Annotated in this window: 19 protein-coding genes, 2 tRNA genes and 5 pseudogenes; 10 read left to right on the forward strand and 16 right to left on the reverse strand. The window is 35.2% G+C overall.

What is annotated here, in order from left to right:
• Nucleotides 1-48 precede the first annotated feature (48 nt).
• From OPR26_RS04715 to OPR26_RS04730, 4 genes and pseudogenes are all read right to left on the reverse strand, one after another.
• Nucleotides 49-1,203, reverse strand: a pseudogene (locus tag OPR26_RS04715) (hypothetical protein); the annotation flags it as partial.
• A 52-nt stretch (nt 1,204-1,255) separates the two neighbouring features.
• Nucleotides 1,256-2,071, reverse strand: coding sequence for a cation diffusion facilitator family transporter (locus OPR26_RS04720; protein WP_265015622.1), 816 nt, complete (start codon nt 2,069-2,071; stop codon nt 1,256-1,258).
• Between the two features lie 107 nt (nt 2,072-2,178).
• Nucleotides 2,179-2,251 (reverse strand) — tRNA-Val (locus tag OPR26_RS04725).
• Between the two features lie 277 nt (nt 2,252-2,528).
• Nucleotides 2,529-2,693 (reverse strand): hypothetical protein, encoded by a 165-nt coding sequence (locus tag OPR26_RS04730; protein ID WP_406719964.1) that lies wholly within the window; start codon nt 2,691-2,693, stop codon nt 2,529-2,531.
• Between the two features lie 264 nt (nt 2,694-2,957).
• On the opposite strand from OPR26_RS04730, the gene OPR26_RS04735 reads away from it, so the two are divergent.
• From OPR26_RS04735 to OPR26_RS07515, 3 genes and pseudogenes are all read left to right on the forward strand, one after another.
• On the forward strand, nt 2,958-3,710 hold the full coding sequence (locus OPR26_RS04735; protein WP_264702259.1) for an IS5 family transposase: 753 nt from the start codon (nt 2,958-2,960) through the stop codon (nt 3,708-3,710).
• Nucleotides 3,698-4,460, forward strand: a protein-coding gene (locus OPR26_RS04740; protein ID WP_265015623.1) for an IS5 family transposase whose coding sequence is annotated in 2 segments (ribosomal slippage) — nt 3,698-3,931 and nt 3,933-4,460 — 762 coding nt in all. Because the reading frame shifts where the segments join, the coding sequence is not laid out codon by codon here. The genes OPR26_RS04735 and OPR26_RS04740 overlap by 13 nt, the downstream gene beginning before the upstream one ends.
• Before the next feature lie 6 nt (nt 4,461-4,466).
• Nucleotides 4,467-4,715: pseudogene (locus OPR26_RS07515) on the forward strand (IS5 family transposase); the annotation flags it as partial.
• A 333-nt stretch (nt 4,716-5,048) separates the two neighbouring features.
• Here the strand turns inward: OPR26_RS07515 and OPR26_RS04750 are convergent.
• Nucleotides 5,049-5,990 (reverse strand): IS5 family transposase, encoded by a 942-nt coding sequence (locus OPR26_RS04750; RefSeq protein WP_265015625.1) that lies wholly within the window; start codon nt 5,988-5,990, stop codon nt 5,049-5,051.
• A gap of 139 nt (nt 5,991-6,129) precedes the next feature.
• Nucleotides 6,130-7,617, reverse strand: coding sequence for a murein biosynthesis integral membrane protein MurJ (murJ, locus tag OPR26_RS04755; protein ID WP_265015626.1), 1,488 nt, complete (start codon nt 7,615-7,617; stop codon nt 6,130-6,132).
• Nucleotides 7,618-7,767: 150 nt separating this feature from the next.
• Here murJ and OPR26_RS04760 point away from each other — a divergent pair.
• Nucleotides 7,768-7,843 (forward strand) — tRNA-His (locus OPR26_RS04760).
• A 711-nt stretch (nt 7,844-8,554) separates the two neighbouring features.
• Here OPR26_RS04760 and OPR26_RS04765 read toward each other — a convergent pair.
• Nucleotides 8,555-9,958: an iron-containing alcohol dehydrogenase gene (locus tag OPR26_RS04765; protein ID WP_265015627.1), complete on the reverse strand. Its 1,404-nt coding sequence runs from the start codon at nt 9,956-9,958 to the stop codon at nt 8,555-8,557.
• Nucleotides 9,959-10,000: 42 nt separating this feature from the next.
• On the opposite strand from OPR26_RS04765, the gene dapE reads away from it, so the two are divergent.
• Nucleotides 10,001-11,197 carry a succinyl-diaminopimelate desuccinylase gene (gene dapE / locus OPR26_RS04770; protein ID WP_265015628.1) on the forward strand — a complete coding sequence of 399 codons (1,197 nt, stop codon included), beginning with the start codon at nt 10,001-10,003 and terminating at the stop codon, nt 11,195-11,197.
• 351 nt (nt 11,198-11,548) lie between these two features.
• Here the strand turns inward: dapE and OPR26_RS04775 are convergent, their stop codons facing one another.
• Nucleotides 11,549-12,301: an IS5 family transposase gene (locus tag OPR26_RS04775; RefSeq protein ID WP_264702259.1), complete on the reverse strand. Its 753-nt coding sequence runs from the start codon at nt 12,299-12,301 to the stop codon at nt 11,549-11,551.
• Nucleotides 12,302-13,381: 1,080 nt separating this feature from the next.
• On the opposite strand from OPR26_RS04775, the gene OPR26_RS04780 reads away from it, so the two are divergent.
• From OPR26_RS04780 to OPR26_RS04790, 3 genes are all read left to right on the forward strand, one after another.
• Nucleotides 13,382-13,771, forward strand: a complete 390-nt coding sequence (locus OPR26_RS04780) for a hypothetical protein (RefSeq protein ID WP_265015629.1) — start codon at nt 13,382-13,384, stop codon at nt 13,769-13,771.
• Nucleotides 13,772-13,897: 126 nt separating this feature from the next.
• On the forward strand, nt 13,898-14,425 hold the full coding sequence (locus OPR26_RS04785) for a c-type cytochrome (RefSeq protein ID WP_265015630.1): 528 nt from the start codon (nt 13,898-13,900) through the stop codon (nt 14,423-14,425).
• Nucleotide 14,426: 1 nt separating this feature from the next.
• Nucleotides 14,427-15,182, forward strand: a complete 756-nt coding sequence (locus OPR26_RS04790) for an alpha/beta hydrolase (RefSeq protein WP_265015631.1) — start codon at nt 14,427-14,429, stop codon at nt 15,180-15,182.
• Between the two features lie 4 nt (nt 15,183-15,186).
• On the opposite strand, the pseudogene OPR26_RS04795 reads toward OPR26_RS04790, so the two are convergent.
• Nucleotides 15,187-15,519: pseudogene (locus OPR26_RS04795) on the reverse strand (Rpn family recombination-promoting nuclease/putative transposase); the annotation flags it as partial.
• Nucleotides 15,520-15,614: 95 nt separating this feature from the next.
• The gene (locus tag OPR26_RS04800) at nt 15,615-16,361 is read right to left on the reverse strand and encodes a group II intron maturase-specific domain-containing protein (protein WP_265015633.1); all 747 of its coding nucleotides are present in this window, start codon (nt 16,359-16,361) and stop codon (nt 15,615-15,617) included.
• A gap of 47 nt (nt 16,362-16,408) precedes the next feature.
• Here OPR26_RS04800 and OPR26_RS04805 point away from each other — a divergent pair, with 47 nt between their 5' ends.
• Entirely contained in the window at nt 16,409-16,774 is a 366-nt protein-coding gene (locus OPR26_RS04805; protein WP_264731180.1) for a transposase, read from the forward strand.
• Between the two features lie 20 nt (nt 16,775-16,794).
• On the forward strand, nt 16,795-17,181 hold the full coding sequence (locus tag OPR26_RS04810; RefSeq protein WP_265016251.1) for a transposase: 387 nt from the start codon (nt 16,795-16,797) through the stop codon (nt 17,179-17,181).
• A gap of 77 nt (nt 17,182-17,258) precedes the next feature.
• On the opposite strand, the gene OPR26_RS04815 is transcribed toward OPR26_RS04810, so the two are convergent.
• The 6 genes and pseudogenes from OPR26_RS04815 to OPR26_RS04840 all read right to left on the reverse strand — a co-directional run.
• On the reverse strand, nt 17,259-18,011 hold the full coding sequence (locus OPR26_RS04815) for an IS5 family transposase (RefSeq protein WP_264702259.1): 753 nt from the start codon (nt 18,009-18,011) through the stop codon (nt 17,259-17,261).
• Nucleotides 18,012-18,037: 26 nt separating this feature from the next.
• Nucleotides 18,038-19,078: a reverse transcriptase domain-containing protein gene (locus tag OPR26_RS04820; protein WP_265015634.1), complete on the reverse strand. Its 1,041-nt coding sequence runs from the start codon at nt 19,076-19,078 to the stop codon at nt 18,038-18,040.
• Between the two features lie 451 nt (nt 19,079-19,529).
• Nucleotides 19,530-20,069 (reverse strand): annotated as a pseudogene (locus OPR26_RS04825) (Rpn family recombination-promoting nuclease/putative transposase); the annotation flags it as partial.
• A 146-nt stretch (nt 20,070-20,215) separates the two neighbouring features.
• Nucleotides 20,216-21,742: an acyl-CoA carboxylase subunit beta gene (locus tag OPR26_RS04830; protein WP_265015635.1), complete on the reverse strand. Its 1,527-nt coding sequence runs from the start codon at nt 21,740-21,742 to the stop codon at nt 20,216-20,218.
• 123 nt (nt 21,743-21,865) lie between these two features.
• Nucleotides 21,866-22,690: a hypothetical protein gene (locus OPR26_RS04835; protein ID WP_265015636.1), complete on the reverse strand. Its 825-nt coding sequence runs from the start codon at nt 22,688-22,690 to the stop codon at nt 21,866-21,868.
• A gap of 516 nt (nt 22,691-23,206) precedes the next feature.
• A pseudogene (locus tag OPR26_RS04840) lies at nt 23,207-23,537 on the reverse strand (IS4-like element ISWpi18 family transposase); the annotation flags it as partial.
• Between the last annotated feature and the right edge of the window lie 193 nt (nt 23,538-23,730).

Below are 23,730 nucleotides of genomic sequence, written 5' to 3' on the forward strand. Positions count from 1 at the left end.
TATACCATACTTCTTAACTTCTTTCTACTCAGTTTGAAGACATGCTCTAAAACTCAGTAATTTTCTCATTAAAGGAATACTTACTTCTGAAATAAAATCATCAACTATCTTCTGACTTTCATTATCTTTATGGTTATTTTGAACTGTATGCCAAGCCTTAAGAATTTCTTTACTGTTTTTCTTGTTTTTTAACCTGTCTAACATGAACTTACGTGCTTCATTTTCTGCCTCTGAAATTGATATTTGCTGCGGAGCAGTAAATCTAATTTCTGGATCAGGATGAATACCTTCTAATGTACTTAACATCCTATAAACAATACCGGTAAAGCAGGTGTTAGGAATACGCTCTTTTCTAGAGAAAGTTTGGCTATCAAGCAAGTTTGTAATTAACGCGTCTTTTTTATTTTTTACAGCTTATCTATCTCCATCATTGCAGGCTCTCAGAACTAGAAGTAAAATTTGCCCACCTGTGAAACCAGAGCTATGCTTTTGATCATCTTTGCAAAAATCCCCTAAAAATTCGATTACTCTTCCTTTATCTTCATCACTAAATTGATGATAATTAAGTTCATATAAATCATTTATATATTTAATAAATTGCTTAAATTCTCTATCATTAATAACGTCTTCAGATACTTGTTTACTATACTTATCTTTTAATTTATCAATATTTTTAATGATATCATCATTTAATTGGTGAGGGAGTAAATGTTCATAAGCATTATCGAGCTTATTAACGCTAGCTCGTACATTTTCTTTTACGCCTTCTAAGAAAAAACTTATAGAAGCCTTAAATAACGTAACTGGATTAAAATCTTTTGGTCTTAGCTCACTCTGCAATAGAATTAACGCCATTGTGAGTGGTATCGTTGCCAGAAACGAAATTAGTAAGAAAGTAGTTGTAAAAGTGAGATATGTTATAAATGCTGAAAACAAGAAGAAAGATACTAGCTTTATCATGTTATTCTTAAAAAATATCTCCCAATAGTCTTTTTTGGTTATTTTCTCACGCTTTGCGGCCTTTATTTCTTTGTAAATGTAAAAAGTTTTTATCTCAGCTCTAAAGAATATAGTAGCAAAGGACAAGAACGCGTTAGCAGGATTAACTAAAATACTTAACGCAACGAAATTTACAAAATAACTAGCGAATTTCAGTCTACTAGAATCTTTTGAAGGAAATTGCAGTTGAGAAATGCCTATCATAGCCTACCTTTGACATCATTACATTCTAGTAATAGCATAATAATTTAAAACGTCAATGTTTAAGTATTTTATTATCCGCACACTCATCGTATTCGATCTCGACTGTAGAGTGTGCTATCTCGAACCTATTTAGTAGTATTTTTTTTATCTCATACAAAATATCAGTGTGTTGTGCATCTTGCTTTACTTTGGCATGCATGGTAATTATAAAATAATTATCAGACAGTGACCATGCATGTATGTGGTGCACATCTATCACTTCAGGTAATTCTGATGTGATCTTACTTTTTATTTCCTCAGTAGATATCCCTTCAGGTGTGCCTTCAAGAAGTATGTGGCAAGAATTCTTTAGAATTTTGTAGCCACTATTCAAAATGATTACACTGACAAATACCGATAAAATCGGATCCACCATTTGCCATCCAGTAAACATGATAATTATGGATGCAAGTATAGCAGCTACAGAACCTAAGATATCTCCTATAACGTGTAGTACAGCACTTTTTATGTTTATATTGCTTTCGCATTTACTATGTAATATAAAAAAGACTATGATATTAGAGATCAGGCCAAGTGTAGCAATTATTAACATTACTTTCCACTCAACATTGACTGGAAAAATAAACCTCTTTATTGATTCAATTATAATGATTACTGCAATGAGGAATAGAGTTAAACCATTAACAAATGCTGCAATTATCTGCAACCGATGATATCCGTATGATCTCTGCAAATCGGATTTCTTAGCTGAAAACCTATGTGCTAACCAGCTTAAAACCAAGGCAAAGAGGTCAGTGAGCATATGCCCTGCATCTGATAATAGAGCAAGCGAATGTGAAATTATTCCACCTACTATTTCCATAAACATTGTTATCGCAACTATTATTATGGAATAGATTAAGCGCTTGGACTGCGCTGCTGAGTGTTTACCGTTATGCACTGCTGTCATATAAAATCTTTTCATAAACAAAAACGTGGGTAACACTGGGTTCGAACCAGCGACCGCTTGCACGTCAAGCAAGTGCTCTACCAACTGAGCTAATTACCCATCGTGGTTTTAGTATAGTGCTTTGGTGGAATAAAAGTCAATTTGCTTTTAAATTCTTACCCTATCCTAATGTAACGCTAACACTTTACACATTAAATTAATTACTTGTATTTTTTCACTAAGATATAAATTATACCAACATGAAAATTCACGCTTTTTTAGTAGAAATCATATTAATATTAAAACATATATTTGAAAATTAAATATGAAATGGAGGGTAAAATGTCTAATTATATGTCAATACAAAACAGTAAAACTAGGCTCTGTGGACAAAATTTTAGAGAAGCCATACAAGAGCTCCAACAAAATTGAGAAAACCCATAAAAACCTCAGCAGTTTTATCAAATCTGGAAAAAATGCGCCTAAAATTTTTAATTTTACCAAAAAAACACTCAATCAAATGACGTTCTTTGTAGATATGCTCATCGTAATACCTTTGCACTTTTCGATTCCGTTTTGGCGGAATAACTACTGTACATCCCTTGTCTTCAAGACTTGTAAGAACCTGTACATGATCTCAAGAAAGGAATAAACTAAGAGATAATGTATATAAGTTAGGATATATGAGGAGTTTATACCCAAGTAATATAAGTCGGGAAAGATTTGAGATTATATTACCAGATCTAGGCTCTGTGGACAAAAAATATGAAAAGAGAGAAAAAGATGGTAGTTTAGCCTAATAGGTAAAAAATGGAGAAACTACCATATGCAATATTACATCAAAGAGGAAAATTGGAAACAAATTTTAGAGTTCATAAAAAGCGTAAAAGGAATGCACAGCAAAGATGAAAAACGTTTAAGAATATTCATAGAGGCAGTGTGGTACATAGTGCGAAGTGGTTGCCAATGGAGACTTTTACCAAAAACTTATGGTAATTACAGGAGTATACATAAGCGATTTAAAAGATGGTGTGAAAGAGATGTCTGGAAAAAATTGCTTGAATATACTAAACAAGAGCCTGATTTAGAAGTTGCTATAATCGACGGTACGATCATCCGAGCCCATCCATGTTCATCTGGATATACAAAAAACTCCAAGGATCAAGAAGCTTTAGGGAGGAGCAAAGGTGGCTTTACAACTAAAATACATGCGCTTGTCGATGCACTTGGAAATCCACTTAAATTTACTCTGACTCCTGGTCAAAGAAATGAAATTACGCAGGCACAAGTGTTGACCGAAAGTATCTATAACTCTACTGTAGTAGCTGACAAAGGCTACGATAGCAATGCCTTTGTTACAAGTCTTGAAGACAAGGGATGTACAGTAGTTATTCCGCCAAAACGGAATCGAAAAGTGCAAAGGTATTACGATGAGCATATCTACAAAGAACGTCATTTGATTGAGTGTTTTTTTGGTAAAATTAAAAATTTTAGGCGCATTTTTTCCAGATTTGATAAAACTGCTGAGGTTTTTATGGGTTTTCTCAATTTTGTTGGAGCTCTTGTATGGCTTCTCTAAAATTTTGTCCACAGAGCCTAGAGTCCTGTAGAAAAAAAACAAAACCAAGAAAACTTGATTTGTATGATGTATTTTGTGGAGTGTTATACGTTCTGAAAAGCGGTTGTCAGTGGAGAATGCTACCAAAAGAGTTTCCAAAATGGCGCAATTGTTACGACTATTTTAAGAAGTGGAGTGAAAAACCAGATGCAAATAAAGAAAGTGTTCTGGAGCTGGTGTTAAAAAAAAATAGTTGGCGTAGTCCGACAAAACAATGGTCGGAAAGAAAAAACCAGCTTCTGCATAATTGATGCACAGAGTGTAAAAAATGCAGATACTGCTGAAGAAAAAGGCTACGATGCAGGCAAAAAGATTTCAGGAATAAAACGCCATATTGCAGTAGATACGCAAGGTTTGCCACATGCAATTTATGTAACAACAGCAGAGATAACTGACCGTAGCAGTGCTGTGAGAATGGTAGAAAATGCAAAAGAAAACCTCTCGGGAGTTAAAAATGTACTGGTTGATGCAGGCTATACGGGAGAGAATTTTGCAACACAAATAAAAGCAACTATTGGTGCAACTGTTGAGGTAATAAAACGCAGTGAATTACATACCTTTGCTGTATTGCCAAAAAGATGGGTTGTAGAGCGTTCTTTTGCTTGGTTGGAAAAATGTAGACGGTTATGGAAAAATTGCGAGCGTAAACTCAACACCAGCTTGCAAATGGTAGTTCTTGCTTTCACTGCTTTGTTCCTCAAAAGATTATGAACAGGTTCTGACAGAAATGCTGCTATTAGGTTAATAAAATTATATGGACAAGATGGTGTAAAAGAGTGGAAAAAGGAAGCAATTTATGGAAAGAGATCTTACATAGAAGGATTTTTCTCAAGGTTGAAGCAAGTATTTGGATTTAGCTTTAGGAATAAATCTGAAGTAAATCGTGAAAAAGAATTACTAATTAAGTGCTATTTGCTCAACAAATTCACTGATATTGGTATGGCTAAATTTGAAATCATTACATAAATTTGTCGTAAACCATCACTGCTTAAGGTGCTATGCAACAAAGCCCACTGGGATCCAGAAAATTTATTAAGTTGGTTAGCAAAAAAGTAGCTAGTCTTATGTTAAAACACAACATTTTTGATGAGGTTGCATGAGAAGCTGGATCTAAGTAGTCAAGCACTGGCTTCCCGGTGGAAATTGCTTTCAAATCACAATACTCATACAGTTGTATGTGTGACACTGAAATCCAGTGTGACTTAAACAAGGTTTTCCAGATAATACAATCAACAAAATTTCTGGATCCCAGTGGGCTTTGTTGCATCGCACCTTATGCGGTAGTAATTTACGATAAATTCATGTAGCCATTTCGAATTTAGCCATACCAATGTCAGTAAATTGATTAAGCAAATAGCACTTAATGAGTAGTTCTTTTCCACGATTTACTTCGGACTTATTCCTAAAGCTGAATCCAAATATTTGCTTTAATCTTGAGAAAAACCCTTCAATGTGAGCTCTCTTTCCATAATTTACTTCTTCTTTCCACTTTTTTATGCAATCATATGACTTTATTAGTCTAACAGCAGCATTTCTATCATCCATGTAATCCAATTTTTGGTGCTCTGTTGCGTTGTTTTTCGGAAGAACTTTTGTCTTTATACCAAACTTGTTACATAATTCGTAAAGCTTATGCCTGTCATATGCTCTATCCGCATATAATACCTTTACAGCATGAACTTCTTCTAACAAATCGCAAGCTCCATAGTGATCTGAATAAACTCCGCTGCTGTATTTTGCAGCTATGGCTTTTTTGCTGTTTATATTCAACATTACGTGTAGTTTCTTTACTTGTTCATAGCTGCGATACTTTCTATTTTCGCTATTTTCCTTGCTGTGGCCAGGAGTGTTGTTATAAATGCTGATGCTTGTGCTATCTATAGCAATTTCGATATCTTCCATATTATCTTTATCAATTCTGCAATCATTTATCTTAATATTAAGTTTCTTAAACCTTCTTGAAGCCTGAGAATAGCTGATAACTTGCAAATTTTTCCCAATTTGCTCAAGGTATCCTGCTATAAATCCAACTGTTTGCCTCAAACCTATTCTGAATAGATGGGTTATTATATGTATCAAAATCACCACTTTATTGCTGTAAATATTGTTGCCACCCTGCATTTTTGGCCCAATTTCATACCAATTTTCTATGGCTTCGTTGATATAACGAAAAATATTTCCTCTTTTTTCTAGAAATTTGTTATATTCGTTTTGGTTACTGACTCTCATTTTTTGTGGCATATTTTTTCTTCAACAGTTGAATGGCTATTTTATAATGAATTTTGTCAGTAACTGCCAGATTTTTTCGGTTGCTATGCAACAAAGCCATCCCAGTGTCACGCACTGGGATGACACCATTTGTTGTACCTTCAGATTACATTTATACATGTTTTAAATTCCCTATAAATGTTAGGTAAAGAGTACCAAAATAAACAATAACACTCAAAGCTATTAAAGTCGTTAAATAAACAATACGAGCCAACATTTTATCAAAAAATAATCCTGCCAACAAAGAATTAAAAATATAAAGGGCTATCGACATGACTACCGTTGCTACAAAAATTTTCATGATATTTAACAATAACGCTTGGCTAACCTTATACATTTTATTTATTGTTAAATAACTAATTAATAGAATAGAATTTATCCAAGTGGAAACAGAAGTAGCAATAGCAATTCCCGTATGCTGATATTTGTTCATTAACAAAAGGTTTAGCACTACATTAATTCCAAGGCACATTAGTGAAAACATAGTTGGTATTTTCAGATTGCCTTTAGCAAAAAATGTGGGTAGCAATACTTTATTTATAATAAATGCAGGTAAAGAAAGAGAAAATGCTATTAACGTGGGAGCAGTTTGCTGCACTGCATAATGATCAAATCGGCCGTAAGAAAAAAGCGTAAGTAAAATTATGTCGGGAATAATGATAAAGGCAGCAGTTGTTGGCATAATTAACATTAATCCTATGTTGAGAGCCTTGTTCTGTATTTTGACTATATTTTCAGTATTATTCACCTGTTTTGAAATTAAAGGAAGAAGCACTGTACCGATTGCAGTACCGATTATTCCCTGCGGTAGTTGATTTAGTCTATCGGCATAATATATATAGGACACCGCATTTGGTATAAAACTCGCCATGATTGTGTCAATCCATACACTTATTTGTATTACACAATTGTTGATAGTTGCAGGTATTACACGCTTAAAAAACAACCTTACTTCATTGCTTAATTCAAGGCTAAAAGAAAAAGCTGCCTTTAACTTGTATGCACTAAACAGTATCAGAAGTAATTGTAAAATCCCTCCGATTAGCACAGCTATAGAAAGGTTGTGCGCTGAGGTTTTTATATAAGGCACAAATAAACTGATGATTAAACAGAGATTCAAAACGATTGGTGCAATAGCTGTTGAAGCAAAATGCTGCTTTACTTGCAGCATTCCACCAATTAGTGATGCAATTGATACAAAAATTATGTAGGGCATCATAATTCTTGATAAAGTAACAGTAAGGGTAAACTTATTTTGGTCAAATCCAGGAGCAAAAATTTGAATCATATAAGGAGAGAAAGTTTGCATGATAAGGCAAAAAATTACTAAGATAATAAACGTAATGGATATTACACTACTTGCAAAATTAAATGCCTTCTTATTATCATGTGATTCTGCTGAGTATAACGGTATGAATGAGGTAGTGAACGCTCCTTCTGCAAAAAATGCTCGAAATAGATTGGCAAAGCGAAACGAAGAAAAAAATATGTCTGCAAGAGAGTTCGCACCAATAATCGTAGCGATCAATACATCTCTTATTAACCCTGAGATCCTTGAAATAGCCGTAAAAAAACTAAATGTGAAAATACTTTTAAACATACCACTACTTCATTAGTATCAATACAATTAACTATAATAGTAAAAGTATCAATGAAAATATTTATTGGCTAAACTTAAAACCCTCTGCAAAAGGAGAGTTAAATAATCAATTGACTATTTGCGCTCTTATGTTAGAAATTTTATATCTTGGCGGGCGTAGCTCAGTTGGTAGAGCGTCAGTTTGTGGTACTGAATGTCGCCAGTTCGATCCTGGTCGCTCGCCCCACTAAAATTTTCTGCTTTACAAAAATGTGGACATTAGCTGTTCTTGCAAGGCCATTATTTACATGGAAAACTAACACTTTGTCATTCCAGTGTCGGCTACTCGGATGACAAAGGAGGGCAGCGTCACGTGCACAGCTGTACGAACATTGAGATATAAGAGTAATTTGTACCAAGAAAAAAGATGTCATCCCAGTGCCCAGACACTGGGATCCAGCCTTTCTGCAATCTCATCGAAAACGTTGTAACCACTTTCTATGCTAGTTTGCTTGCTCACAAGCAAACTTTCCTGGATCCCAGTGTCTGGACTCTTGCTTCAATGTTAAACAAAATACCATAGAATTCAAAATGCAAAAAAAAATGTTCAACATTGTATCAGGAGTCTGGAAATATATGTATCCGTTCAGCCAATGGCTTCAACTTAAGAGTCTCCGTTAGCAAACTCTCCTAAAGACATGATGGCGTTTAGCACTTTATCGCGACTGTCCTGGTCGGATCTTATTTACATGTTTCACCTAAAAATGACACATTTTAAACTTTTTTGTTGCAATAAAATAGAAACAAAAGTGCTGTCTCTTATAGTATTTTACTCCTTAACATCCCTTAAGTTGACGCCATTGGGTGTACAGTTTAGAGGACAATGGATAAGAGATTGTGAAAAGGGTTTAGCTTTTGGCCTATGATCTCTTTAAATGACAGAATTTCACTACAAAACTTAACTTTCTTCTATGCAGTTAGCTAAGTCAAGAAAGGTGAATCTATCTCTTGTTGCAAACGCAAGATCGACCACTTTACAATATTGTTCTTTATTCCAACTGAGGTGCTCTGGTAAGTGTGGAATTGATAGATCTTCAAATATCTTTTGCAGGTATTTTGCAGGTAGTAAATTTTGCTTAATTAAATTGGAAATATTAGTCCATTCTTTACAAATAATCTCTTGGATTTCTTGCTGCATAATTTGCTTCTGTTCAAAAGTTCTTACAAATTCGATATTATCAAAGCACTGAGTTATATGTTTTACATCTAAAGTGGTAGGTTTGATAATCGGGTTTTGTATTGATAATATCTTTTCCTGCAAATTAGCCATGGTAATCGTCGTAACAGCAATTTTTTCGCCATGTAGTGAGGAATGATCTCTTGTTACCATTTCCATTGCGTGAGCTATCATATGCTCTCCTTGGCTTGCAGAATAGCTGCCTTTTGATATTACCATTCCAAGTCCTGAAATTAATAGAACTTCCATAAGTAATAGGACCACTTTTCTACTTCTTTTAGTAAGCGCCGTATACTCTCTTAGCAAAATTTGCTCCAAATCGCGAACAAGTGTAAAAGGTAATTCATTGTATTCTGTGCCAAGCAACAAATGAGATAGTAGCCAGTCAGCCTGGACTGTTGAACGACAAATGAAATCTGCAAATCCGCTTAATGTAAGGCGCAGTGGTGCATTGGTAAGTATGTCTATATCTATATATATCGCTCTTGGAAGATGTGCTTTGAACGATTTTTTGTATCCATTTACTAATATTGAAGCATTTGCGGATGTATATCCATTCATGGAAGCGGCTGTTGGGAACGATATATAATCTTTTTTCTCGAGGTAGCTTGCATATTTGCAGATATCGTTAACGGTGCCGCTGCCAAATGCAACTATTAAGTCACTGTCTTTTGCTTTGTTTCTAACTAGATTTACGGTTTCAAGAGAGGCAGCTCTGCTTGGTGTCATGCAAGTAGCTGACACTGGAATCCAGTTTTTTTGTGATTTCATCGAAGATGTTGTATAGTGCGCTTGTTTACGATCAATTTTGCTGGATCCCAGTGTCTGGGCACTGGGATGACAGGAGAAGGGGCTACTTGGATGACACCCTTCTGGTAGAAAATGTTCGTACAGCTGTGCGTCACGTGCTGGAATGACAGGTGGAGCTGGAATAATTAAGTTAGGAATTTTATTAAATACGTTTTTGTTTAAAAGTTTTGCTGTATTTTCATCTGCAACTAGAAAGATGTCATTTCCGTGTCGTGTGCATATTTTATAGATATCATCAGCAAGGTGGTAATCTGTTATTACTTCCCTTAGAAAAGTTTGTTCGGCTTGATGTAATATTTGTTTTAAATAGTGCATAGAGTCTTTACAATATAGCAATATAATTATTTTAAGATTGACATGAAAATTGACCCTGTAGAGCTAACTAAGAAATTGATCTCTTTTGAGAGTATAACACCAGAAGACAGCGGAGCAATAGAGTATATAGCAACAATCTTCAAGAAGAGTGGCTTTGATTGTGAGATTTTAGAATTTGGTGATAAAGTTAAAAATCTTTATGCGAAATATATAAATGGAGTACCAAATTTGTGCTTTGCTGGGCACGTTGATGTTGTACCACCAGGTCAGTTAAAAGATTGGGCATTTGGTCCATTTAATCCAGAAGTGAGGGATGGAATGCTATATGGAAGAGGGGCCGCTGATATGAAAAGCGGAATAGCTGCATTTATTGCCGCTATGGTAAATTTGATTGCAGAGAAGTTTCAATTTAATGGTTCGATAAGTGCATTGATTACCAGTGCTGAAGAAAGCACAGAAGAATATGGAACAAAGGCAGTTTTGGAATGGATGAAAAGTAAGCAAAAAAAGATAGATTTTTGTGTAGTTGCCGAACCAACCAGTAGTGAGAAATTAGGTGATACCATAAAAATAGGCAGAAGAGGTTCTGTAATATTTGAATTAATTTGCCATGGAAAACAAGGGCACGTTGCCTATCCAGACTTGGCAAATAACCCGATATACAAGGTAATATCGATATTGAGTAAGATAAAAAATACTACTTTTGATCGTGGTAATAAATATTTTCAGCCTTCAAATTGCGAAGTTACTACTATCGATGTTGGAAATAATACTAGCAATCTAATACCTAGTTCAGCAACTACACATTTTAACATTCGATATAATGATACACAAACACCTGACGGCTTATATAAGCTGATTGATGAAATATGCTCCAGTGTAACTAACGATTATAAACTTTCTATGCATAGCAGCAGGGACGTTTTCCTCTCTACTCCTGATAGAAATACTGATATTATGCTTGATGCGATAAATAAAGTTACCAGTATTGATGCTGTGCTGAGCACAAGTGGTGGCACATCTGACGCTGCGTTTATCAAAGATGTTTGTCCAGTGATTGAATTTGGTATAATCGGCAAAACCGCACATCAGACAAACGAATGCGTATTAGTAAACGATATACACAAGTTAACAGCTATATATAAGGAATTTATAGAAAATTATTTCAATCCCACTAATAAAATATTGAATCAGGTCAACGTAGTTAGTAATATATCTAGTGGTCCATTGTTAGCTTAGATGTAATTAGATCTCTTGCATAACTGTTGTTTGAGTAACAACTGGCCAGCGTGTGACGCAAAAACCATGAGAGCTACAAAAACCACTTGACAAACTCCGCCAGCCCCCTTATCATGAAAATGAAGCTATTTATTTATCTTCTCTGTACAGATTAAATGACAAAAAAACTCACGTATCTGGCGTCTCATGTTTAATTTTTTGCACTATGTGCACTCTATGTCTTTATCAAATTTCTAGGTTTTTACCTATACAAGCTGAAATACGCTTATAAAGCATTTAAAACATTAAAAAACGCCAACTTAAAAAATGGATAGTGAATAATTAGCTACCCTAGGCTCTGTGGACAAAATTTTAGAGAAGCCATACAAGAGCTCCAACAAAATTGAGAAAACCCATAAAAACCTCAGCAGTTTTATCAAATCTGGAAAAAATGCGCCTAAAATTTTTAATTTTACCAAAAAAACACTCAATCAAATGACGTTCTTTGTAGATATGCTCATCGTAATACCTTTGCACTTTTCGATTCCGTTTTGGCGGAATAACTACTGTACATCCCTTGTCTTCAAGACTTGTAACAAAGGCATTGCTATCGTAGCCCTTGTCAGCTACTACAGTAGAGTTATAGATACTTTCGGTCAACACTTGTGCCTGCGTAATTTCATTTCTTTGACCAGGAGTCAGAGTAAATTTAAGTGGATTTCCAAGTGCATCGACAAGCGCATGTATTTTAGTTGTAAAGCCACCTTTGCTCCTCCCTAAAGCTTCTTGATCCTTGGAGTTTTTTGTATATCCAGATGAACATGGATGGGCTCGGATGATCGTACCGTCGATTATAGCAACTTCTAAATCAGGCTCTTGTTTAGTATATTCAAGCAATTTTTTCCAGACATCTCTTTCACACCATCTTTTAAATCGCTTATGTATACTCCTGTAATTACCATAAGTTTTTGGTAAAAGTCTCCATTGGCAACCACTTCGCACTATGTACCACACTGCCTCTATGAATATTCTTAAACGTTTTTCATCTTTGCTGTGCATTCCTTTTACGCTTTTTATGAACTCTAAAATTTGTTTCCAATTTTCCTCTTTGATGTAATATTGCATATGGTAGTTTCTCCATTTTTTACCTATTAGGCTAAACTACCATCTTTTTCTCTCTTTTCATATTTTTTGTCCACAGAGCCTAGGGTTTCTTTTGCCTTTTTTTCTGTTTAGTAAATTTCTTAAACATTTATGACTAAAGGTTAGTTGCATTAAAAAGCAGCTAAGTCGCGGTTATTAAGCGTTTAGAATAAAAAAACGCCATACTTGAAAGTATAATGTAAGTAATTAGCCAACCACGGGGCTTCTTTTGCCTTTTTTTTGTTTGGTAAATTTCTTAAACATTTATAGCTAAACGACAACCGTCATCCTCGTCATCCCGCTACTTGTTAGCGGGATCTATGCTTTGAGATACCGCGAATGAATCGCGGTATGACGGTTAAGTAGGGTGTCATCCCAGTGCGTGACACTGGGATGACAAAGAAATAGTCACTGGGATGACATTATAGCATAAGTGTTGAAAGTGCTATAAGTGGCATTATATAAGGTGGTTAATGGCATAAATTTCAATGATAATAAAATAAATCAAAAAAGCGCCTTTTTGCCTGTGGTTAGAAGGTTTAAGCGAATTTTTGATGTGGTTTATCTGCTTTCCCAACAACGAAGGTTGATATCAAGAGGAGATTTACATACCATTAATCACCTTGTGTGACTGCACTTTCAACACTTATGGGCACTGCCCTCTTGGATGGAAACCAGTGTCAGCTGCTTTCATGACATCATCATAAAGTAAAAGAGATCCCAGTGTCACGCACTGGGATGACAAGAAGAGGGTACTGCCGTCATAAAGGAACCAGTTTGCATGAAACCATTCTTTTCTAGGTTATGCAAGAAGTCTATTTTATTCTTCTGAAAATAATTATATACTTTTGGTGCTTGATAGTTCGATGTAAAAGTGCTACTGTATGTTTTTCAATAAAGTATTAAGAAGGTTATATAGGTAGTAGAAAAAAAGATTATGGTTATTATCTTAATGAAAATATAGACTGGCTTTATACATTTCAGCTTAATGCAAGAATAACTGTAGGAGCTGTTGTAGGAACTCTTGCAGGACTAGGGCTTAGTTCTACAGCTCTGTCACCTTTGGTTATAGGTGGAGTAGTTGGTGCTGTATTTCCGGCTTTGCTAGCGCTCGTAGCTATAGGGTTGCGCTGTTACTATCGCAATGAGATTAACGAAGAAAAAAGGAAAGAAGGTATTGTAGAGAAACGTGTAATAGCAGCACTAACGCCACCTTTTCTTTTTGCAGCAATTGCAAGTGTAGCAACTGGAGTGAGTCTTGCTGCAACTGCAAATGCTGTTCTTCCTGGTGTATTTGCAACTTGGTGGGCAATAGCAGCAGGTGCAGGAATAGGAGCCATTGCATTACCCACAGGAATAGTTACAGGGGCAGCTGTTGCAGCAATATTTGCAGGAAGTATATATGAGTGTGTTATGTCAGATAGTGATGTACTTGGACCACGGACTGCTTAAGCAGAACGGGAAGGAGCTTATTTTAAGTGGTAGAGACTCTAATCTTTAGCGAGCTTCAAGGTAATTGGTTGCTATTTGCGAAAATATTCGCATAATTTAAGCAACATTACTTAATAAAAATTAACTATGGAGCTTAATAAGATTGCAGCATCGATTTTACTTTCTGGGCTAATCATTATGATAGTTAGTAATGTAGTTGATATGCTGTATAGTCCAGAAGAATCTGAGATCGAACACCAAACGATAGTAGCTGCTGGCAGCAATGAATCTCAGCAAAAAATCGAGCAAGTGGCGCTGGATATTGGAGCGCTCATGCAGAATGCTAGCTTTGAGAAAGGTAAATCAGCAGCGAAGAAATGTATAGCTTGCCACAGTTTTGAGAAAGGTGGAATGAATAAAGTAGGGCCAAACTTATGGAACGTAATTGGAAACAAAAAGGCCCATCTTGGTAACTCATTCAATTACTCAAAAGCAGTGCTTGAAAGAGGTGGAAAATGGGGGTATGAAGAGCTATTTGCTTTCTTAAAGAACCCGAAAGCTTATATAAAAGGTACGCGTATGGCATTTGCAGGTATTTCCAATCCACAAGAAATTGCAGATCTAGTTAGTTATTTGCGTCAATTGAGTGATAACCAGGTTGCTTTGCCAAAGTAGTATGAATTATTGTAAGTTGTTTGATGGAAATAATGGTCACATAGCATATCGAAAGCTACAAGGGAAGAAAGCTTCTGTAGTTTTTTTCGGTGGATTTGCATCTAATATGGATGGAACTAAAGCAACTGCTATTTACAAATTTTGCCAAGAAAATGATGTAGCACTTGTGCTATTTGATTATTTTGGTCACGGTCATTCAAGTGGTGATTTTATTGATTACACGATAAGTGATTGGCAAAAAAATTGTGCTAAAGTGATAAGTGAATTAACTAGCGATAAACAAATAATTATAGGTTCAAGTATGGGAGGATGGCTGATGCTGCTCATTGCCCTTCAATTTCCAGAAAAAATTGCAGCATTAATCGGCATATCGTCTGCTCCCGATTTCACTGAAGATTTGATATTCAAGCAATTGTCAGGCAAGCAAAAAGAAGAACTAGATTCTAAAGGTGCAATAGATTTCACTTCAGAGCATTGTACATACAAAATAACTAAAAATTTGATCGAAGATGGCAGAAAGAACCTTCTTTTAAACAGAGAAGCAATAGATATAAACTGTCCTGTGCGCTTATTGCATAGCATTAATGATAAAGATGTTCCTTATCAAACTTCATTGAATTTAGCTGAAAAAATCAAGTCAACCGATGTTGAAGTATACTTGATAAAATCAGCAGAGCATAACATGTCTGACAATCATTCGCTGGAAGTTTTATTTAAGACCATTAGAGAATTTTTGCCAGCAAAAACATATAGGTAACCGTTCACAGATTTCCACTTAATTCTTCAATCTCGCTAATAGAAAGGCCTGTAAACTTGACAATAGTGTTGACGTCAACATTATTAGCCAGCATTGCTTTTGCAACTTCAATTTTCCCTTCCTCTTTACCAATTTTTTTACCTTTCTCTTCAGCAAGATCAAGTCTGTATTCAAGAATGGCTTCTTCTTTCCGTAGATCCATTATTCTTTCTTCGTAAGCTACTAAATCTTTTTCGTTCCAACGAAACTTGTCTAATTCATCATATGCTAGCTTTATTATTGGCGCTTTTTCTGCTATCTCTTTTAAGTCCTCTTCTGTTGTTTCTTCTGCGTATTGTTGTCTAAGTGAAGAAGGTCGCCCCTCTTCACTCGACTTCAAAACCGTACGTGAGACTTTGCGCCTCATACGGCTTCTCTCTAATTTGGTGCTTGTCATGCACACCTCCTGTGTAATTCATCGTGACAATGCCCATGTAACAAAGATAAATTTTTGATCATATTGTTTCGTCTATTCCGGTCTTTATGATGTATTTCTATTATATCATCACTTTCAAACCATAGTCTACAATTACCGCATTTACTTTGTTGTAACTTCAATAGTTTTATTACTCTTGATGGCTTATCTGGTATTTCTCTAAGACGATTACCCCAATAAACCCAATCACCATCATATGGAGATCTGGTTTTTTGCACTTTGATATGTCGTTTAATAACATGATCGCTGTGTATAATAAGATGTATCTTGTTACTTGTCATAAAACGCCAGTTATCGTTATTATACTTTTTAAAGTATTTTCTTTTTATCCAGCATTTCCCTTTGTTTGGGTGCCTAAAGACTGCCCACTTCCAGAGCTTTCTATGTATAGTATTATCCAATGAGCTAAAGATTTTACATGAAACTACTGAAGAGTAATATTGACTCCACCCTCTAATGATTGGATTGAGATTCCTTATTACTACTTCCTGTGGCGCCCCACGCATTTCTCTAAGTTTATGTTTAATAGCAAATATATGCTGCTTTATAGAATTACGACTTGGTTTTATTAATAATTTGTAACCTTTCTTACTTTCTTTTGTTGGATATTGTCTTATTGAAAATCCAAGAAAATCAAATCCTGGTTTTATTCCATTAATGATTTTTAATGTATGAGAAACTTTTGTCTTAGAGCATGTCTTCAAACTGAGTAGAAAGAAGTTAAGAAGTATGGTATAAGGTACATTTTAAGATGTACCCAAGCGATATAAGTGACAAAGAATGGAAGACAATAGAGCCATATTTTGAACCTAAAAAGACCGGCAGACCAAGAAAACATAGTATTAGAACAATTATTAATGCAATCCGCTATATGATGAGAACAGGATGTCAATGGAGACAACTGCCTAAAGATTTTCCACCATGGAAAACCGTATATAGTTGTAATTCGCGCTTGAAAAAAAGTGGAATATGGCAAGAAATTCATGATTTTCTAGTTAAAAAAGTAAGAGAGATGATTGGTAAAAATAAGACTCCATCAGTAGGTATAATTGATAGCCAGTCAGTGAAAACTACTCAAAAAGGGGATCCAGAGGATATGATGCTGGCAAAAAAATAAAGGGCAGAAAACGCCATATTATTGTAGATACTGTGGGTCTTGTAATTGCTGCTGAAGTACAGAGTGCAAGTATTCAAGATCGTGATAGTGCTCTAAATCTTTTTGCCCAAGCTAAATGCAAAGTTCCAACTTTACGTAAGTTTTTTGCTGATCAAGGGTACATAGGTAAATTACAAAACAGATGCTTATTGGAAACGGGATGTTTATTAACGATTGCCAAGAAAATAGTTGATACAGGATTTCAAGTTATTCCCAAACGTTGGATTGTTGAAAGAACTTTTGCCTGGCTTTCCAATTTTAGGCGCATGAGTAAAGATTACGAGCATTCTCCTCTCACCTCAAAAAACTATATCTTCTTTAATATGATCACTATTATGCTTCACAAATTAGCTCATTCTTCAGTTTGAAGACATGCTCTTAGAAGGCTTTAATTCTAATCCAATGGTTTTTAACCATTCTTCAACTAGGCTCTGTGGACAAAATTTTAGAGAAGCCATACAAGAGCTCCAACAAAATTGAGAAAACCCATAAAAACCTCAGCAGTTTTATCAAATCTGGAAAAAATGCGCCTAAAATTTTTAATTTTACCAAAAAAACACTCAATCAAATGACGTTCTTTGTAGATATGCTCATCGTAATACCTTTGCACTTTTCGATTCCGTTTTGGCGGAATAACTACTGTACATCCCTTGTCTTCAAGACTTGTAACAAAGGCATTGCTATCGTAGCCCTTGTCAGCTACTACAGTAGAGTTATAGATACTTTCGGTCAACACTTGTGCCTGCGTAATTTCATTTCTTTGACCAGGAGTCAGAGTAAATTTAAGTGGATTTCCAAGTGCATCGACAAGCGCATGTATTTTAGTTGTAAAGCCACCTTTGCTCCTCCCTAAAGCTTCTTGATCCTTGGAGTTTTTTGTATATCCAGATGAACATGGATGGGCTCGGATGATCGTACCGTCGATTATAGCAACTTCTAAATCAGGCTCTTGTTTAGTATATTCAAGCAATTTTTTCCAGACATCTCTTTCACACCATCTTTTAAATCGCTTATGTATACTCCTGTAATTACCATAAGTTTTTGGTAAAAGTCTCCATTGGCAACCACTTCGCACTATGTACCACACTGCCTCTATGAATATTCTTAAACGTTTTTCATCTTTGCTGTGCATTCCTTTTACGCTTTTTATGAACTCTAAAATTTGTTTCCAATTTTCCTCTTTGATGTAATATTGCATATGGTAGTTTCTCCATTTTTTACCTATTAGGCTAAACTACCATCTTTTTCTCTCTTTTCATATTTTTTGTCCACAGAGCCTAGAACTTTTGCCCTAAGAATAATTTCTTCACTTTCATGTATGACGACAAAATCATCACAGTAGAAAATTACACTAATAGACTTTTGCGCATTTTTATGCGATATCCTACCATATTTTCTTTTCATGCATTGAAAGAGTTCGTTTGTTAATGCTTTTTTGATATGTTGCTCTAATCCGTGTAATGCAACACAAGCTAGCAACGGTGAGATCGTCCCTCCTTGAATTGTACCACGTTTTGTGGATTGAAACTTTCCATCTTCCATAACGCCTGCCCTTAACCATCCTCTTATGATTTTCTTTAACGTTGGTGTGGTATTGAGCTTTTCAAGCAGTTTATTATGGTTAATATTGTCAAAACATCCAGAAATATCAGCATCTAATACATATGCTGTTTTCTGTTTTAGCACATCAAATATGGCTTCAATTGCATCATGACATGATCTACCAGGTCTAAAACCATAAGTGTTTGGCTCAAGTTTTGCCTCCCATTCTGGTTCTAAAGCCATTTTTACAAGTGTTTGTTTTGCTCGACACGATATAGTAGGTATACCAAGCGGGCGATGCTCCGATGGCTTACCAGGTTTTGGGATCCAGACGCGTCTTGATGGCTTTGCTTTTTCTTTTATATCTAAAGAATATGATAGTTGTAATCTTTCTTTTTGATTAAGATTAGCCTTTCCATCAATACCTGCAGTCTTCTTCCCCCTATTGTCCTGTGTTACTTTCCTAACAGCGAGTGTTTTTGCACTTGTTGATTTGAGTAATAATCTCTGAAGATTATGCATCTTTCTGATATCATTACATTTAGAAGCTTGGTAAATTCGTTTTTGTAGCTTAAATGAAGATTTCTTCAGCTTTCGCCAAGGAATTCCATTCCATTCATACCTAGCTTTTTGCTGGTCCATAACATATTCACTACTATTCACCACTTTACCTTCCAAATTAAAGTGTTTACGTCTGCGTATCCCAGATATTACTTTGGGCATTAGCTTCTTAAACAATCCTTCCACATAGCAGCTTGTGGTTGGCTACCTACTTATATTTTTATGAATATAAGAGCTTTTATGTGGTTACTCCGTTCCATGGCTTCGTTTCACGTTAAACTTAGATTCCTACTATTTGCCGGAAGCTGGGAACATCAATAACTAAAGTCTTCAATCTTTAGTTCCCCTTTTGCTTCGTACCATTTTGGTCTATGCGTAGTTCAACCTCTTTTCGCATACTATGCTTTGACGACAATTCAAACATAGGTTCCTCTCGTAATCATATCTAACTCTGTTTGCAGGGATTCACCATGAGGTTTAGTGTTACCTGCTTTTATCTCATGCTTGCATCCCAAAGGTTGCCACCCTTTAAAAGGTGAGATATACATTATCCCCGATGTCTAGGGAAAGTGGAATTTAACCACCACAAAACCACGACTTTCAGGGTCGCACTAAAGAAAAATAACCAACGATCTACTATGCTTGTTAATTGCTCTACTTTATTTTTAGGGAATTTGGGCAGTTCAATAAATACAAACTGAAAATCCTGTAAGTCATGCTCATTAGTCTCCTCATCTCTTATGGTATGGCTAGATATGTAATTGGACTTGTCAGGAAATAAAACACAATTTGATATAGCAATAAAGAAAATCTTTTGTAAATTAGCGTACTTACCAACTTGTCTTGAGTAAGCTTTTGCAGCGTAATATTGAGCGCGCTTTTCAAAACCTTTATCACGAGTGAGCTGCATTTCAACCACAAATCTGTTGCCAACAGAGTCCTGACAGAGAACATCAACTATACTTTGTCTCTCGGAGGCAATTTCAGGATTCAAAATGGTGCTGATAAATTCTATTTCTTGTATAGTATTAACTTCAGTACAGCCTAAAATATCGTTCAAAAAATGGATGAGAATGTTCTTATTTTTTTCAGTGCCAAAGATTTTCTTGAATGTTAGGTCCAATTTTGGATCGAGGAATTTAGAAAAAGCCATGAGAAATTAACTTAAAAAGTATTAAAAATTATACACTATTACTAACAATTATTCAACCATATTTTTAAAGACTGCTAGTTCAAGCAATTTTCTATATTTATTTTAAATTAAAAAAGCTCAAGTGAAAGACCGTGCTCTTCCTAAAGTTACAAAGGAAGATTATCATGCTTTTTCCATATCCTTTCTACTTTCTTGTTTTTGAGTAGCTCTAATGCTTTGTGAAAGTGATGCCTTGTTTTACTTGGCACTATAATGTCATCAATGTATCCATGTGATGCAGCAAAAAATGGATTAGCAAATTTCTCTTTATATTCTTTGATTAACGTTTGCTGATCTTTTTCGTGTCGAAATATAATCTCAACTGCACTTTCAGGGCCCATCACAGCTATTTCAGCAGTTGGCCAGGCATAATTTATATCACCTTTTAGATGTTTCGAATTCATAACAATGTATGCACCACCATACGCTTTTCTAGTGATAAGGCTAATTTTTGGCACAGTTGCTTCAGCATAAGCGTAAAGCAGTTTCGCTCCGTGTTGTATTATATTATTGTATTCTTGATTTGTACCAGGCAGAAATCCTGGAACATCAATAAGTGTGATGATCGGAATGTTAAATGCGTCACAAAACCTTACAAACCTCGCAGCTTTTCTTGAAGAATCAATATCCAAACATCCTGCAAGGTGCGTGGGTTGATTTGCAACAATACCAACAGTGTTTCCTCCAATTCTACCAAAACCAATTATGATATTACGAGCAAAGTCAGGTTTTAACTCAAAAAATTTTCTTCCATCACAAACTTTTTCAATAAGTTCATACATATCATAAGGAGTATTAGGATTGCTAGGAATTAGAGTGTTTAAAGATTCATCAATATCATTAATTGAATCACAGGTTGATTTAGGTTTCGGTGATTCTTGATTATTTGCTGGTAAGAAAGTAAAGAATTCACGCATTTTGAGTAGCATTTCAACATCATTATTGAATGCAAAATCCGCTACTCCTGTTTTGCTTGTATGAATTTTTGCTCCACCGAGGTCTTCGAAACTTACATCTTCGTAGGTAACCTTTTTTACTACATCTGGCCCGGTTATAAACATATATGAACTGTTTTTCACCATGAAAGTAAAGTCAGTTAATGCTGGGGAATAAACTGCACCACCTGCACATGGGCCCATAATTAAAGAAATTTGTGGTATAACACCCGATGCATTTACGTTCCTTTGAAAGATTTCTCCATAACCAGCAAGGGAATTTACTCCCTCCTGAATTCTGGCTCCACCAGAGTCATTTAGTCCGATAATTGGAACCCTGGCATTAATTGCCATATCCATAATTTTGCATATTTTTTTTGCATGTGACGCACCAAGTGATCCACCAAAGACAGTAAAATCTTGCGAGTAAACGAAAACTTTTCTGCCATAAATAGTACCATGACCAATCACTACTCCATCACCTAAAAAATTAGCATTTTGCATGCCAAAATCAGCTACGTGATGCTTCACGAATTTATCGTATTCCTCAAACGAATTTTCATCAAGCAGTATACTGAGCCTTTCTCTAGCAGTTAATTTCCCTTTTTCATGTTGTTTGGTAATCCTATCAGAACCGCCTCCTCTTTCAGCTTCTAGTGCTTTGGTTTTTAGATTTCCTAGTATTTTAAAGTCTTGCATACAATAAAGTAGTTTTCAAATTAGTTGTAGACTTTATTAAGCTTACAAACTCTATTAACTATACACATACACTATTGCTATATGCAACAGTGTATGTGTATAACAATTATTAAAACTTTAACCTTAACGTTGGTGATTAAAATGAGAACACTTTGATATACTAACTTCTTCCAGAACACTAAATGGCTCACTTTGTTTTCCGTTTTTCTCTTTGACAAAACTTTTAGCAGCTTCAACAACCTTGCTTATACGAGGTTCTTTTTCTAGCTCTTTTAGGTACTTTGAGAAAATTTCACAACTTTTATCATCCATATGCACCATTATTTTGCCAAAGCTTGAGGCATTTTCTGGTTTGTCAGCCTTTTCAGAAGATAGAGTCATTACAATCTTTTCACTGTTGCTTATTGGAAAAGTTATCTGGAACCTGCCCTTTATATCATGATATTTTCCATCTTGTATTCGTATTACATCATCTCCTTCCCCGATCTTTAATGCTCCATCTAAATTTTGAAATTCTGGATTACTCAGGAATTTTGCAGGAATCACAATGTTTGCTTCTGGACACTGTATACAATAAAATTTACTATCTCTTTCTACTATAACATCTTTTATCACATTTTCTTCTCCATCTTTTTCGATGCCCTCATATACAATTTGTTTTAGATTTGATAAATAGCTGTTACGTTTTTCCAGTAGACTTGTTGACAATAACTTCAAAGCTTCCTCACTCACATAAGTGCCTGTTGAAACTAGGTCGGATATTTTTAACGAAAGAAGATCTAGTTGATGTTTTTCATGAATGGACAACTCTTGTGTTTTTAGGATATATAAGTTGCGCACCAAAAAATCTATTAATGATGTATTCTCAGAGAACACATCACATGGCATGCCAAACATTATCTTTTTGCCTTTTCCAAGTGCTATGAGCTCTAGCGATTCCTTTATCATTCCCTTTGCAACTGTCTCATCGCTATACAAGGGTGAGGTGCTAGCTTGACGTCTTGTGTTCAATGATGATCTTCAAGATGAGTACGACTAGTAGGAGTAGGAGTATCATACCCCTCATCTATCAAATCTGGATTATGCTTTTGTATACCTTGACCTACCATCACTGCCATTAAGTTAAGGAAAGAATGGTTAAAAACTGAACTAAAAAGTCAGAAATAATTAAGGATTTATGACAAGTGCTAAAACAGAATAGAGTAAACTTTAAAGCAGATAAACTCTGAAGTGTAAATTACTTAAGAAATAGTTTGTTTAGAAGTCATTTTACAGAAGCTATGGCAATAAGCTACCTAGTTATTATCAGAAGATATGAATACTACCTCTAGTCAAAATATGTGTTTTCTAACCCTTTTTTGATAATTGAACGAACGAAGATAAGGTACCTTATTGCGATCAACTTTTCTTCCTTTTCTTACCACCAAAGTGTTCATCAAAAATAGTTTTATCCATAATGCAATCAATGTCTGATTCCGTAGCAAAAATGTCGAAAGCCAAAGCAAGTTTTAAATTTTGGTCTTGGTAGTACAAGGAAACCACACCTTCGTTAATTTCTGAAAATGCACTGTGTTTCATTTTTTTTCTTGCTTGACTAAAAGCACTAGCAGTAACGGTATAGTCTTTTTTCCTATATAAAATAAATTCGTTCTTGCAGCGACTTTACACTTTTTCTTAAAATTAAGATAAATATGTCAATAAAAGATACCTTCCTCTTTCTCATAAAATCTTTTGAAGATGATTTATGGGATTCTATAAATTCTAGGCTTGCCAATTCATTTTGAATAAATTTTATTACTGCCTCTTTTACTCATACTACCTTTAAACTTATTGGTATACATCATTATCCCATAAAATCTATCTTTTTTCCTTAACTTAATGGCAGTGAAGGTCAGAGTATCCACTTTAACCTCTCTAAATTTGCTCACAACCTCTTAACTTGACGCGTATGACTCCCTATACTTGGATGACAGATAGTAGTGCGAAAG

It is taken from the genome of Wolbachia endosymbiont (group A) of Anoplius nigerrimus, assembly GCF_947251795.1.
In the GTDB taxonomy this organism is placed as follows: domain Bacteria; phylum Pseudomonadota; class Alphaproteobacteria; order Rickettsiales; family Anaplasmataceae; genus Wolbachia.

Bases quoted from the DNA above. Each gene is read 5' to 3' on its own strand.
- OPR26_RS04830 (WP_265015635.1), bottom strand. From the start codon at position 21,742: ATGCAAGACTTTAAAATACTAGGAAATCTAAAAACCAAAGCACTAGAA.
- OPR26_RS04750 (WP_265015625.1), bottom strand. From the start codon at position 5,990: ATGCCACAAAAAATGAGAGTCAGTAACCAAAACGAATATAACAAATTT.
- OPR26_RS04785 (WP_265015630.1), top strand. From the start codon at position 13,898: ATGGAGCTTAATAAGATTGCAGCATCGATTTTACTTTCTGGGCTAATC.
- OPR26_RS04735 (WP_264702259.1), top strand. From the start codon at position 2,958: ATGCAATATTACATCAAAGAGGAAAATTGGAAACAAATTTTAGAGTTC.
- OPR26_RS04790 (WP_265015631.1), top strand. From the start codon at position 14,427: ATGAATTATTGTAAGTTGTTTGATGGAAATAATGGTCACATAGCATAT.
- OPR26_RS04775 (WP_264702259.1), bottom strand. From the start codon at position 12,301: ATGCAATATTACATCAAAGAGGAAAATTGGAAACAAATTTTAGAGTTC.
- murJ (WP_265015626.1), bottom strand. From the start codon at position 7,617: ATGTTTAAAAGTATTTTCACATTTAGTTTTTTTACGGCTATTTCAAGG.
- OPR26_RS04820 (WP_265015634.1), bottom strand. From the start codon at position 19,078: ATGCCCAAAGTAATATCTGGGATACGCAGACGTAAACACTTTAATTTG.
- OPR26_RS04815 (WP_264702259.1), bottom strand. From the start codon at position 18,011: ATGCAATATTACATCAAAGAGGAAAATTGGAAACAAATTTTAGAGTTC.
- OPR26_RS04805 (WP_264731180.1), top strand. From the start codon at position 16,409: ATGTACCCAAGCGATATAAGTGACAAAGAATGGAAGACAATAGAGCCA.
- dapE (WP_265015628.1), top strand. From the start codon at position 10,001: ATGAAAATTGACCCTGTAGAGCTAACTAAGAAATTGATCTCTTTTGAG.
- OPR26_RS04835 (WP_265015636.1), bottom strand. From the start codon at position 22,690: ATGATAAAGGAATCGCTAGAGCTCATAGCACTTGGAAAAGGCAAAAAG.
- OPR26_RS04765 (WP_265015627.1), bottom strand. From the start codon at position 9,958: ATGCACTATTTAAAACAAATATTACATCAAGCCGAACAAACTTTTCTA.
- OPR26_RS04720 (WP_265015622.1), bottom strand. From the start codon at position 2,071: ATGTTTATGGAAATAGTAGGTGGAATAATTTCACATTCGCTTGCTCTA.